The organism is Siccirubricoccus soli (assembly GCF_024178315.1).
GTDB classification, from domain to species: Bacteria; Pseudomonadota; Alphaproteobacteria; order Acetobacterales; family Acetobacteraceae; genus Siccirubricoccus; species Siccirubricoccus soli.
Window position 1 is genome coordinate 1 of sequence record NZ_JAMZIK010000068.1, and the last position, 12,770, is coordinate 12,770.

The window sequence follows — 12,770 nt, forward strand, 5'->3', positions numbered from 1 at the left end:
TGCAGAGGGCTGAAAGGCCCTTCGAACCCTTGAGTCCGCTGTTCGACGCGTCACGCCCAAACCCATGGTTTCCAAAGGCCCTTCGGCGTTTGGCGGGGTGAGCCCGAGAGGGGCGGCGCCCCTCTCGGCCCGAAGGAAGGCCCCATGCCCAAGCTGACCCATTTCGACGATGCCGGCCGCGCTGCCATGGTGGATGTCTCCGCCAAGGACGAAACCGAGCGGGTGGCGGTGGCGCGCGGCCGTGTCGTCATGGCGCCCGAGACCCTGGCCCTCATCCAGTCCGGCAGCGCCGCCAAGGGCGATGTGCTGGGCGTCGCCCGCCTCGCCGGCATCATGGCGGCGAAGCGCACCAGCGACCTCATCCCCCTCTGCCACCCCCTGATGCTCTCCAAGGTCACGGTCGACCTCACCCCCGCCCTGCCCGATGCGGTGGAGATCGAGGCGCTGGTGAAGCTGAAGGGGCGGACCGGGGTAGAGATGGAGGCGCTGACCGCAGTGACCGTGGCGGCGCTGACGGTCTATGACATGGTGAAGGCGGTGGATCGCGGCATGCGCATCGAAGGCGTGCGCCTCGTCCATAAATCGGGCGGCAAGTCCGGTACTTACGAGGCAGAGTGATGATCTCGGTCGAAGACGCCCGCAGCCGCATCCTGGCCAGCCTCGGCCCCACCCCGGCCGAGACCATCCCGCTGCCCGCCGCCTGGGGCCGCGTCCTGGCCCGGCCGGTGGTGGCACGGCTGACCCAGCCCCCGGCCGATGTCTCCGCCATGGATGGTTATGCGGTGCGCGCCGCGGATGCGGTGGAGGGTGCGACGCTGGCCGTCACCGGCACCGCCCCCGCCGGCCACCCCTATGCGGGCGTCGTCGGCCCCGGCGAGGCGGTGCGCATCTTCACCGGCGGCTTCATCCCCCAGGGCGCCGACGCCATCCTGCTGCAGGAGGATGCGGCGCCCGATTCCGGCCGCGTCCGGGTGAACGAGACGGTGAAGCCCGGCCGCTGGGTCCGCCGCCAGGGGCTCGACTTCGCCGCGGGGGAGAAGCTGCTGCCCGCCGGCCGGCGGCTGACGGCGCGCGATATCGGCCTCGCCGCCGCCGCCAACCACCCCTGGCTGACGGTCCACCGCGCGCCGCGAATCGGCATCCTGGCGACCGGCGACGAGATCGCCCTGCCCGGCGAGCCGATCCCGCCCGGCGGCATCGTCTCCTCCAACGCCCATGCCCTGGCGGCGCTGGTCCGGGCCGGCGGGGGCGACCCGCTGGTGCTGCCCATCGCCCCCGACGACACCAGCACCATCGCCGAGGCCGCCCGCGCCGCCCGCGCCTGCGACCTGCTGGTGACGACGGGTGGCGCCAGCGTCGGCGACCACGACCTGGTCCAGGCGGCGCTGGGGCCGGAGGGCTTCACCCTCGATTTCTGGCAGATCGCCATGCGGCCGGGGAAGCCGCTGATCTGGGGCATGCTGGGCCCGACGCCGGTGCTGGGCCTCCCCGGCAACCCGGTCTCCGCCCTGGTCTGCGCCGTGCAGTTCCTGTTGCCCGCCCTCGCCCGGCTCTCGGGCGGGGAGGCCGGGCCGCCGCGCACCGTACCCGCCCGCACTGGCGTGGCGCTGGCGGCGAATGATCGCCGATTCGATCACCTGCGGGCCCGGCTGGAAACGGGGCCGGAGGGAGGGCTGGTCGCCACCCCCTTCCCGGTGCAGGATTCCTCCATGCTGAAGACCCTGGCGCGGGCGGAAGGCTTGGTTCTCCGCGCTCCGCACGCTCCGGCGCTGCCGGCGGGGGCGCCGGTCGAGGTCATCCCCCTCGGCGAGCTCGGCATATGAACAACGGATTTCCGTGGAAAAGCCATTGACCCGACGCGCGGAACCTTCCTAGAACACAGAGGCCGGTTGCTGCTTTGTTCGCCAGATTGCGGACGGGGTGGCCATCCGCCGACGGAAGGGGGCTGACGTGTTGACCCGCAAGCAGCATGAGCTGCTGATCTTCATCGACAAGCATCTGCGCACCACCGGCTTCTCCCCCTCCTTCGAGGAGATGAAGGACGCGCTGAAGCTGAAATCCAAATCCGGCATCCACCGGCTGATCACGGCGCTGGAGGAGCGGGGCTTCCTCAAGCGCCGGGCGCACCGGGCCCGGGCGCTGGAGGTGCTGCGCCTGCCCGAGAACCTGGCGCCGCGCCGGCCGGAGATCGGTGCCGCTTCCCCCGCCGGAAGCTCCAGCTTCGCGCCCAACGTCATCACCGGCCGTTTCGCCCCGAATCTTGCCGGGGTGCAGAAGGCGGCGAGTGAGGCGGCGGCGGTGCAGCTTCCGCTCTACGGCCGGATCGCCGCCGGCCTGCCGATCGAGGCGCTGCGGGATGCCGGCAATGCCGTGGAAGTGCCGGCCACCATGCTCACCAATGGCGAGCATTACGCGCTGGAGGTCGCCGGCGACTCGATGGTCGAGGCCGGCATCCTGGATGGCGACACCGTCATCATCCGCCGGGGTGAAACGGCGGATAACGGCGCCATCGTCGTAGCGCTGGTGGATGAGAACGAGGTGACGCTGAAGCGGCTGCGCCGGCGCGGCAATTCCATCGCGCTGGAAGCCGCCAACCCGCGCTACGAGACCCGCATCTTCGGCCCGGACCGGGTGAAGGTGCAGGGTCGGCTGGTCGGGCTGCTGCGCAAATACTGAGGCGGCGTCCGGCGGGGCTTGGGGGAGCCCCGTCCGGAGGCGCTCGCGCGCGATCGGTTGCGGTCGGATCGGCTGGAACCGTGAATCGTGTGACCGAGCCAATGAGCGGGATGGGTCGGCGCGGCCCGGCCAGTCCCGCGCTGATGCCGGCCCGGCCGCGGGTTCCAGCCATGCCCGGCGACTCCGTGCCAGTTCCGGGGCGGCGGCTGGTGGCCGTGCCGCCATCCCCCTGGCGCCGGCTTCCTGGCCGGCGCCGCGGGGCGACACCCCCAACTTACCCCGCCGGGACCAGCCCAAGCGCCCGCAGGAACATCCCCGCCGCCGGCACCACCCGCCCTGGCCGTGCCGCCAGCCAGCCGGCCAGCTCCGCCTCAGGCACCGCCACCAGCTCCTGGTACTCGCCATTGCCCCGCGCGGCCGCGGCCGCCGCCACCGCGGCGAAGCCGAGCCGGGTCTCCAGCAGGAAGCCGAGATCCCGCACGCCCGAGCCAAGATGCTCCACCAGCGCGAAGGGGCGGCAGGCCGCCACCGCCTCCCAGCTCAGGCCCAGCTCCTCCGCCAGCTCCTCGCGCAGCGCCGCCTCCGCATCCACCCGGCCGTCCCGCACCGCGCCGGCATCCACGCTGCCCGCCGGCGGCATCTGCCAGAGCCCGGCCTCGTAGGTCGCCTCGCCGCTCCGGCGTCCGAACACCACCCCCTCCGCCGTCCGCAGCACCCCGCAGACCGAGAGCGGCCGCACCGTCAGGGCCGCCGCCAGGGCTGGGTCGCTGAATCCCGCCACCACCTGGCGATATTCCACCAGCCGCCCGGTCAGCAGCCCCGCCGAGGCGCCTTCCACGGAAAACACCCTGCCGTTGAACAGCCGCCCACCGGCGCGGGCCTGCGCCGCCTCCCAGGCCGCCGCCACCGCCGGCTCCAGCCCGGGCGGCGCCGCCCGCTCGCCCGGCAGCAATTCCAGCCGCAGCCCCGCCGTCACCGGCCGCAGCACATAGTCCTGCATGTGACTCACCCCTCGCGCGTCACCGGCCGAGATCGGATCGACCGAAACCATGGGTCACGCGACCACATTGCGCCGGAGCACGATGCCGGGCGAAACCAAGCCGTTCCCCGCCCCGATGCCGGTACTTCGCTCGACGCCCCGCGCCTGAAACCCTGCCGACTTCCTTTCCGGGCATCGGCTCCGGCCCGCTTGCCCAAGCCTCTCGCGGAAGTCCAGCCCGCCTCGCGGGCCGCCCGTTCGGCCGGCCGGTGCGCAGCCGCCCGATGACACATACGGCGGCTCAGGCCCCGCCACGAAGCCGCGCGCCTCACTCCATCGCCGCCGGCGGCTCGGCCGAGGCGCTGCCTCGCGGCACCGGCATCGGCGGCACCCAGAGCCGGTCGCCGCGCCATTGCCGGTCGCTCACCACCCTCACTCCGTCCGGCGCCAGCCACACCGCATGCGGCCCATGCCGCCAGACGGTGAAACGGTCGATCACCTGGGCGGCGCAATGCCCCCGCACCGGCTCGGCGGAGATCACCAGCGCGGCGCCAGCGCAATGCGCCGCCGGGGCGGCGCCGCGCAGCAGCGCCACGGCCGGCCCCTCCGGCACCGCGCGCAGGGTGCAGGCACCCGCTGTGCAGGCCATGCCGCCGGCCGCCCCCTCCCGCGGCAGGGCCCGCGCCTCGGCCACGCCGAACAGCCGCTGCCAGGCCTCCCGCGTGAAGGCGGAGGCGCCGGATTGCCGCTGCAGGAACATCCCCTCATCCGCCCGGAAGGCGATCAGCCGTCCGTCGCCGGACACCAGGATGTCCGGCGGCCTCTCCCACAAGCCGCTCAGCAGGCCCAGCAGGATCAGCGGCAGGCCGAAGCCCCGCCACGGCCCCTGCCAGAGGCAGAGCCAGAGCATGCCGAAGGAAGCGAGCCCCAGCCCCCAGGCGGGAATGGGCGGCACCGCCAGGCTCGCCCCCGGCCAGGCGGCGACGCAGCGGGCGATGGCGAGGATTCCCTCCACCCCCCAGCCCATCGGCAGCAGCGCCCAGCGCTCCAGCCCGAAGGGCATCAGCGCCGCCGCCGCCATGCCCGCCGGCATCACCAGCAGGGAGGTGAGCGGCACCGCCAGCGCGTTGGCCGCGACGCCATAGAGCTGCAGCCGCCCGAAATGGTGCAGCCCGAAGGGCGTAGTGGCCGCGCCTGCCAGCAGCGAAGTGGCGACCAGCCCGAACCCCGCCAGCCACAGCCGCCGGCGCCAGCCGCCGAGCTCCGGCCGCGGCAGGCGCGGCCGCAGCCATTCCCAGCCGGCGATCAGCGCCAGCACCGCGGCGAAGCTCATCTGGAAGCTGGCGCCGAGCACCGCCGCCGGGTTCACCGCCAGCACCAGCGTCGCCGCCAGCGCCCAGCCGCGCAGGCTGAGCGCCCGGCGCCCAGCCAGCAGGGCGAGCGTCACCAGCGCCGCCATGGCGAAGCTGCGCAGCATCGGCACTTGGCCGCCGGTCAGCGCCAGATAGGCCCCGCCCAGCGCCAGGGCGCCGAGCGCCGCGATCGGCTTCACCGGCAGCCGCAGCGCCACCGCCGGCACCAGGGCGAGCCCGGCCCGCAGCAGCCAGAAGCCGAGCCCCATGACGATGGCGATATGCAGCCCGGACACCGAGAGCAGATGGGCCAAGCCGGACTCCCGCATGGCGCCGAGATCGGCGGGTGGGATGGCGCTCTGCCCGCCGGTCAGCAGCGCGGCGGCGACGGCGCCGGCCGGGCCGGGAATGGCCGCCGTCACCCGCGCCTCGATCCCGGCGCGCAGCGCGGCGAAGGCGGGACCGGCCGCGCCCGGCGTCACCTCGGCCCGGCCGAGGGCGAAGCCGCTGCCGGCGAGGCCGGAGAAGAAAGCGGCCTGCTGGAAATCCCAGGCGCCGGGATACGCCGGCGCGCTTGGCGGGCGGACCAGGGCGCGCAGCCGGATCCCGTCCCCCGGCGCGGGTCGGGCCGGGTCGTCGGCCTTCAGCCGCACCCGCACCTGCCGGGCGAGCGGTGCGCCGCCATCGAGGCTGGGCGCCGCGATGGTCAGCCGCCGCCCCTCCGGCAGCAGCTCCACCTGGGCGATGCGGCCGGTCAGGATGGTGGCGCCGCGCGGCAGTTCCGGCATCGGCGGCTGGCGGCCGGCATGCCAGGTGGCCAGGCCGAAGCCGATCGCCGCAGCCGCCGCCAGCCCCAGCGCCCAGGCCGGCAGCGGGCCGAGGCGGCGAGCGAGCAGGGCGATGACGAGCAGGGGTGCGCCGAGCCAGGCCGCCAAGGGGGGCGGTTCCGCCGGAAGGGCGAAATAGCCCAGCGCGCCTGCGCCCAGTGCCACGGCGAGCCAGGGCGCAAGGCGCGCCTGCTCGCTCGCCCAATGGGCACTCCAGGCGGCGGAGAGCCATGCGGCGACCGGGGGGGCAGGCTTGCCGGGCCACCGAAGGGCTGGCCAAGCAAGCGATATTGACATTCGAGTCGAGCTTGCCGGCCCGAGTCGACGAAATCAATACGGAACGAGTCAAGACTCATGCGGTGTGCGAATCGGCATTGTGACGGCGAATTAAGCCGACTCGCCAAACCCTTGATCCGGGCGGCCCATCCTGGGCCGAAGCCGAATCTTAAACTCCCGCAATTCGGGTGTGACGGCGATGATGTTCCCGCTTTGCGCGCATCCGGCAACCGGCCGTCAGGTCCCTCCCGCCACCGGCCGCCCCTTCCGGGCTCCGCCGGCATGGCCAGTCCTCGGGAGCCCGACGCCCTCCCCAACCCGGGACCGATGCTCTAGGAACTCCCCTCTTCTCCCGGGGATATCCCGCCATGTCCGTCCGTACGCGCTTCGCCCCCTCGCCCACCGGCTACCTGCATATCGGCGGGGCCCGCACCGCTCTCTTCAACTTCCTCTTCGCCCGCCACCATGGCGGCCAGTACCTGCTGCGCATCGAGGATACGGACAAGCAGCGCAGCACTCCGGAAGCGGTCCGTCAGATCATCGAGAGCCTGGACTGGCTCGGCCTCTCGCCCGACGAGCCGCCGGTCTTCCAGAGCCAGCGCGAGCCCCGCCATGCCGAGGTGGCGCGCGAGCTGCTGGCCCGCGGCCGCGCCTACCTCGCCTATGACACGCCGGAGGAGCTGGCGGCGATGCGCGCCGCGGCGGAGGCGGCGAAGCGCCCCTTCAAATACGACGGCTCCCGCTGGATCGACCTCGACCCCGCCCAGGCGCCCGGCGTCCCGCCCGCCATCCGCATCAAGGCACCCCGCCCCGGGGAGGGCGGCGGCGAGACGGTCGTGAAGGATCTGGTCCAGGGCGAGGTGCGCGTCGCCAACGCCGAGCTGGACGACATGATCATCCTCCGCTCGGACGGTACCCCCACCTACCTGCATGCGGTGGTGGTGGACGACCACGACATGGCCATCACCCATGTCATCCGCGGCGACGACCACCTGACCAACACCTTCCGCCAGTGCATGGTCTATGACGCCATGGGCTGGCGCCGGCCGCATTTCGCCCATATCCCGCTGATCCACGGGGCGGACGGCGCCAAGCTTTCCAAGCGCCACGGCGCGGTGGGGGCGCTCGACTTCCGCGAGCAGGGCCTGCTGCCGGAGGCGGTGTGCAACTACCTGCTCCGCCTCGGCTGGGGGCATGGCGATACCGAGATCATCAGCCGCGAGGACGCGATCCGCATCTTCGACATCGCCGATGTCGGCCGCGCCGCCTCCCGCATGGACTACGCCAAGCTGGCGCATTTCAACGGCGTCTATATCCGCGCCACCGATGATGCGCGGCTGGCGCAGGAGGTGCTGACGCGGCTGGCCAAGCGCGGCATCAGCTTCGGCACGCTGGGGGCGGAGCGGGTGCGGGCGCTGATGCCGGAGCTGAAGGCGCGCGCGAAGGATCTCGAGGAACTGGCCGGCGCCGCCGTCTTCGCCGCCCAGGAAGGCCCGCCGGCGATGGACCAGAAGGCCGCCGCGGCACTGACGCCCGAGGCGAAGGAGCGGCTGCGCGACCTGGCGCAATTCCTCACCGACGCGCCCTGGGAGCGGCTGGAGCTGGAGCGCTGGCTGCGGGACTATGCGGAGGTGAAGGGGCTGAAGCTCGGTGCCGTCGCCCAGCCGCTGCGCGCGGCGCTGACCGGCAGCCTGCAAAGCCCGCCGATCGACGCTGTGCTGGCGGCGCTCGGCCGGACCGAGGCGATGGACCGCATCCTGGCAGCGGCGGAGGACTGAGCACTCCCCACGGGACCGCTGTGCGTTTCGCGGGCGCCGGAGGCCCCGCATGCCCTTCCGCAGCGAAACCGCGGAAGGGCATGCGGCGGCAAGTCCCGGCAGGCACGCGTCGAAAGGCAGGACGGCGGCTCGGCCTCCCGGACCCGGCAGGAGATCCGCTCCGGCGCCCTACCGGAGGGGAGACGCCTCCCGGACCCGGGCGTGACGTTCCGCCTGCGGGTTCGCTCGGCGGACCCACTCCGGGGGTCGGCCCCGGGTCCTTGCCCCGGCGGGGTTGGCAGCACTGCCGCCAAGGGCCGGCGCCGCTTGCCGGGGCCACAGGATCGAAGCCGAGTTGTCCTCTTCCCTGGCAGGACGCTGCACCGGCGCCCCCGGCGGAGGAGGCGAACGATCACCCAGGCGCCGGGGCCGATCGCCCAACCGGCCGCTCGGCAAACCATCGTCCACCTTGCCGCTGGCCGGCAGCGCAGCCCTCCGCTGCTGCAGCTTCGCCGCAGGCTGGCCACGACCCGGCGCGGGGATGGGTGCAGCAGGGGGTGCTGGTGGTGGGGAACGCGCCCTGCTGCCGGGAGGATGGGTTGCCCGCTCCCCAACATGTCGGCCGGCCCGCCTCGGGCCGCGGCCCTATGTTTCGCCGTGGACCGGCGCCACCTCCGCCATCGATCCCGGCGGCCCGGCACGGACCCTTCCGACCTCGCGCCTGTCCGGCACTTGGCCCGCCAGTGTTACGTCCCCCCTACCTATCGGCCGGAGGTCCCTCCCGCCCACTGCGGCCATCCGGACACGCCTGTGGCGCCCGCGCAACGAGTACACGAGCCCGTGAACGAGCAAGGGTTTGGCAGCGCTATCCAGGGGCTTTCCCACACCCTTACCCACAAAGCTGTGGAGAACTCCCGCGCGCCAAGACGGCCAGGCGGCACCTCGGCGGCCAGCCGGACAGCGGTCGATGACAAGGCATTTCCAGCGGAGACGGCAGGGCGCCGCAGGGGACGCTTTCTGGCAGTGCGCTTCCTGCGCGCTGGAGATGTCGGCACCGGACCGGCACGCCGCGGCATGCCCGTCCCGCAGGCGTTGACGCCGCGCCTGTTGCAATGCAGCATTGCTTCCGCGACATGGCGGGAGGTCCTGGGAATGCGGCGCCGATCCTTCCTTGCGACGGGGGCCGCGGCGCTGGCCGCACCCCGCCTCACCGCGGCCCAGAACGCCCCAGGGCGCCGGGTGCTGCGCTTCGTGCCGCAGGCCGACCTCGCCCTGCTGGACCCGATCCACTCGGTCGCCTTCGTCACCCGCAACCACGCGCTGCTGGTCTATGACACGCTCTATGGCTGGGACGCCGACCTCAAGGCCCGGCCGCAGATGGCGGAAGGCCACACGGTGGAGAATGACGGCAGGACCGTCACCATCCGCCTGCGAGAGGGGCTGAAGTTCCACGACGGCGAGCCAGTGCGCGGGCGCGATTGCGTCGCCTCCATCAAGCGCTGGGCGTCGCGGGATGCCTTCGGCCAAGCGCTCTTCGCCGTCACCGAGGAGGTGACCGCACCAGATGACCGTTCCATCCGCTTCACACTGAAGAAGCCCTTCCCGCTGCTGCCGGATGCGCTGGCGAAGGTGGGCACGCATCTCTGCGCCATCATGCCGGAGCGGCATGCGAACCTTCCCTCCTCCCAGGCCGTGCCGGAGATGATCGGCAGCGGCCCCTTCCGCTACGTGGCGAATGAACGGGTGCCGGGCAGCCGCAACGTCTATGAGCGCAACCCGGACTACGTCCCGCGGCAGCAGGCGCCGAGCTACCTCTCCGGCGGCAAGGTGGTGCATTTCGACCGCGTCGAATGGCTCACCATCCCGGATGGTGCGACGGCGAGCGCCGCGCTGCAGCGCGGCGAGATCGACTGGTGGGAGCAGCCGGCGATCGACCTCGTCGCCCCGCTGAAGCGCGCCCGCGGGGTGAAGATCGACATCCTGGACCCGCATGGCTCCGTCGGCTTCCTGCGCTTCAACTGCCTGCACCCACCCTTCGACAACCCGGCGATCCGCCGCGCCATCCTGCGCGGCACCAACCAGCAGGACGCGATGGCCGCGGCGGCCGGGGACGACAAGACCTTCTGGCGCACCCCCTATGGCTTCTTCGCCCCCGGCTCCGTCATGGCAAGCGACGAAGGGCTGGAGGCCTTTCGCGCCCCGCTGGACGGGCCGGCGACGAAGCGCGCTTTGGCCGAGGCAGGCTACCGGGATGAGCGGGTGAACCTGCTGGCCGCCACCGACTTCCCGGTCATCAACGCCATGGCGGAAGTCTGCGGGGACATGCTGCGAAAGTCGGGGCTCAATCTCGACTACGTCTCCACCGATTGGGGCACGGTGACGCAGCGCATCCTGAAGCAGGATCCGGTGGCGCAAGGCGGCTGGAACATGATGGTCAGCTACACTGCCGGCAGCGCCCAGGTGAACCCTGCGGCGAACAACTTGATCCGCGGCCATGGCCGCAACGGCATCTTCGGCTGGCCGACCATCCCGAAGCTGGAGGAGCTGCGCAACGCCTGGTTCGACGCAGCGGACGAGGCGGCGCAGGCCCGGATCGGGCGGGAGATGCAGCGCGTCTGCTTCGAGGAGGTGCCCTATGTGCCGCTCGGGCAGTTCTTCTCCCCCACCGCGCTGCGCGGCGACTTGGAGGGGATGCTGAAGGGCGTGGCGCTGTTCTACGGCATCAAGCGGGTCTGAGGACCGCCTCGGGCGCCGCCAGCCAACTCACGCCGCGGTCCGGGGGGTGGTCCACCCCCCGGCGGGAGCGCAGAGGGCAGCGCCCTCCGCCGGGTCCGGGGACAGCGCCCCCGCCGCCTCAGCCCGGCCCCGGCCCCGGCCCCGGCCGGTAGTAGCGCGGCTGCTGCCAGGACTGCCCCGGCAAAACGTGATGATGATACCGCGGCGGTGGCAGCGGCCGGTGCCAATGCGGCCGCGGCGGCGGCACATAATGGCGGTGCGGCCCGTGCCAGCCGGGGCCCACCGGCGGCGCGGCGCTGACAGGCGCCGCGGCGGCGACCAGACCCAGGCCAAGGGCGGCGGCAACGAGAAGGCTACGCATGCTGTCCTCCTTCAGAGGGGCGACAGGGCTATGCTGGCCGTGCCCCCCGGCCGGATCGGGGCCGGTTTGCAGCGAGATCGGGGCAGGCGGTGACAGCATGTATCGGGCGCCGGCGATGCGGTGGCGCCCGCCAGGGGAATTGGAATGGCAGCTTGGCTGTGGTCGCTCGGGACCCTGTTGGTCGCACTTGGCCTTGCGGCGCATCTCTTCGGCTGGGACACGCTGCTCTGGCTGCCGGCCCAGGCCTTCGAGGCCGTCCGCGCCGAGCCGGGCACCTATGGGCTGGTCGCGCTCGGCGTGGTGCTGATGGTGCTGGCGCGGCTGACCAGCCGCTGGCGGAGCTGATCCCGGCAGCCCCGGCGGGCGCCGCCCTACCCCGCCAGCCCCGCCAGCGCCTCCCAGGCGCTCAGCACCGCCCCCTCCTGCCAGCCCGGCAGCCAGGAGAGGTGCTCGCCGGCGAAGTGGTAGGGCCCTTCCGGCGCCCCCAGCAGCCGGTACTCCCGCGCCCGCTGCACGCTGGTCCACTCCGCCCAGGCGCCGCGCGCCCGGGGCATCTGCCCCCAGGCGACCGAGGCCGCCTCGCCCAGCTCGGCGCCCGGATGCAGCACCCGCACATCCTCGGCCACCGCCAGCGCCCGCTGCGCCGGGGTGCGCGCGGCGAAGCGCCCGGCGATGTCGTCATCCCAGACATAGGCGCCGACCAGCACGCCCTGCGCCGCGTGGAAGCCGTGCGAGGGATACCAGAGCTGCGTCGCCTCCCGCCGGGTCCAGGAGATGCCGCCATAGATGGCGTCCTCCTCCTCCCAGAAGCGCCGCGGGCAGAGGAAGGCCAGCTTCGCCGCCTGGGAGTAGCGCAGCACGGCCAGCGCCGCCCGGCGCTCGGCGCTGAAATCCGTGTCCAGCCGGGCGAGGACCGGCGCCGGCAGGGTGACGAGCAGGCGCGGCGCCTCGGCCTGGCGCATCGCCCCGCTCGCCTCCCGCCAGGTCACACGCGCGCCCGCTTCGGTCCGGCGCAGCGAGACGACCTCGGCCCCCGTCACCAGCGCATCGCCCACCTCCCGCGCCAGGGCGGCGGCGATGCGGTCCATCCCGCCCACCGGCTGCAGCATGGTCGCCTGGTAATCGATCGCCTCGGCGAAGCTCGCCGCCTGCCAGACCTCCGGCGCCAGCAGTGCCCGGTGGTCGAGCGGCGGCAGGGGCTCCGGCGCCCCCGGCCCCGCCCCGGGCGGCGTGGCCCAGCCGCCGCGCGAACTGCCGCGGGTGTGCCCCGTGGCATCCAGCGCGCCCCAGCGGCGCAGACCCTCCGCCAGCGCCTCCAGATCGCCCGGCCCCAGCGGCGCCTCCAGCCCAGCGCCGAGCCCCTTCACCGCCAGCTCCGCCACCATCCCGCGCAGCGCCGCCTGCACCCGCCGCTGCGGCAGCACGCCCGCCGGCGTTTCCAGCAGCGCCGCGCGGTTCTCGTTCACCAGCACCTCCAGGGGCACACCCAGCGCCCGGCAATAGGAGAGGATCGCCCGGTGATGATGCGGAATGCGCGCCGGGCCCGGGTTGAAATAGAGATCCGGCGCGCGGTCCCAGCCGATGCGCTGCACCGGCACCGCCACCTCCGCCACCGTGTCGCCGCCGCGCAAGGTCAGGCATCGCCCGCCGGGGCGCGCATCGGCCTCCAGCAGCGTCACCTCCCAGCCGGCGCGCCGCATCTCCAGCGTCGCCACCAGCCCGGCGATGCCGGCGCCGAGCACGATGACCCGCCGGCGGTCCCGCGGCAGCGCCGGCGCCGCCGCCCGGGCCGGCGTCGCCGGCAGC

The 12,770-nt window shown here is 73.4% G+C and carries 10 protein-coding genes; 6 read left to right on the forward strand and 4 right to left on the reverse strand.

What is annotated here, in order from left to right; translation table 11 throughout:
- The first annotated feature begins 144 nt into the window (after positions 1-144).
- The 3 genes from moaC (at position 145) to lexA (ending at position 2,676) form a co-directional block, all read left to right on the forward strand.
- Positions 145-618: a cyclic pyranopterin monophosphate synthase MoaC gene (gene moaC, locus NJ376_RS11480; protein ID WP_252953402.1), complete on the forward strand. Its 474-nt coding sequence runs from the start codon at positions 145-147 to the stop codon at positions 616-618.
- Complete coding sequence (locus tag NJ376_RS11485; RefSeq protein WP_252953403.1) at positions 618-1,823, forward strand: molybdopterin molybdotransferase MoeA; 1,206 nt, start codon at positions 618-620, stop codon at positions 1,821-1,823. Before moaC ends, NJ376_RS11485 begins: the two co-directional genes overlap by 1 nt.
- A gap of 127 nt (positions 1,824-1,950) precedes the next feature.
- The gene (gene lexA, locus NJ376_RS11490; protein WP_252953404.1) at positions 1,951-2,676 is read left to right on the forward strand and encodes a transcriptional repressor LexA; all 726 of its coding nucleotides are present in this window, start codon (positions 1,951-1,953) and stop codon (positions 2,674-2,676) included.
- A gap of 274 nt (positions 2,677-2,950) precedes the next feature.
- On the opposite strand, the gene NJ376_RS11495 is transcribed toward lexA, so the two are convergent.
- Together NJ376_RS11495 and NJ376_RS11500 are read right to left on the reverse strand one after the other, a co-directional pair.
- Entirely contained in the window at positions 2,951-3,676 is a 726-nt protein-coding gene (locus NJ376_RS11495; RefSeq protein ID WP_252953405.1) for an NUDIX domain-containing protein, read from the reverse strand.
- 307 nt (positions 3,677-3,983) lie between these two features.
- Positions 3,984-5,942, reverse strand: a complete 1,959-nt coding sequence (locus NJ376_RS11500; protein WP_252953406.1) for a ComEC/Rec2 family competence protein — start codon at positions 5,940-5,942, stop codon at positions 3,984-3,986.
- A gap of 536 nt (positions 5,943-6,478) precedes the next feature.
- Between NJ376_RS11500 and gltX the strand changes: the two genes are divergently transcribed.
- Together gltX and NJ376_RS11510 are read left to right on the forward strand one after the other, a co-directional pair.
- Positions 6,479-7,888, forward strand: a complete 1,410-nt coding sequence (gene gltX / locus NJ376_RS11505; protein ID WP_252953407.1) for a glutamate--tRNA ligase — start codon at positions 6,479-6,481, stop codon at positions 7,886-7,888.
- 1,131 nt (positions 7,889-9,019) lie between these two features.
- The gene (locus NJ376_RS11510; protein ID WP_252953408.1) at positions 9,020-10,603 is read left to right on the forward strand and encodes an ABC transporter substrate-binding protein; all 1,584 of its coding nucleotides are present in this window, start codon (positions 9,020-9,022) and stop codon (positions 10,601-10,603) included.
- 118 nt (positions 10,604-10,721) lie between these two features.
- On the opposite strand, the gene NJ376_RS11515 is transcribed toward NJ376_RS11510, so the two are convergent.
- The gene (locus NJ376_RS11515; protein WP_252953409.1) at positions 10,722-10,964 is read right to left on the reverse strand and encodes a hypothetical protein; all 243 of its coding nucleotides are present in this window, start codon (positions 10,962-10,964) and stop codon (positions 10,722-10,724) included.
- 144 nt (positions 10,965-11,108) lie between these two features.
- Between NJ376_RS11515 and NJ376_RS11520 the strand changes: the two genes are divergently transcribed.
- Entirely contained in the window at positions 11,109-11,309 is a 201-nt protein-coding gene (locus NJ376_RS11520; RefSeq protein ID WP_252953410.1) for a hypothetical protein, read from the forward strand.
- A 26-nt stretch (positions 11,310-11,335) separates the two neighbouring features.
- On the opposite strand, the gene NJ376_RS11525 is transcribed toward NJ376_RS11520, so the two are convergent.
- On the reverse strand, positions 11,336-12,770 hold a 1,435-nt coding region (locus NJ376_RS11525; protein ID WP_252953411.1), incomplete at its 5' end, for a flavin monoamine oxidase family protein.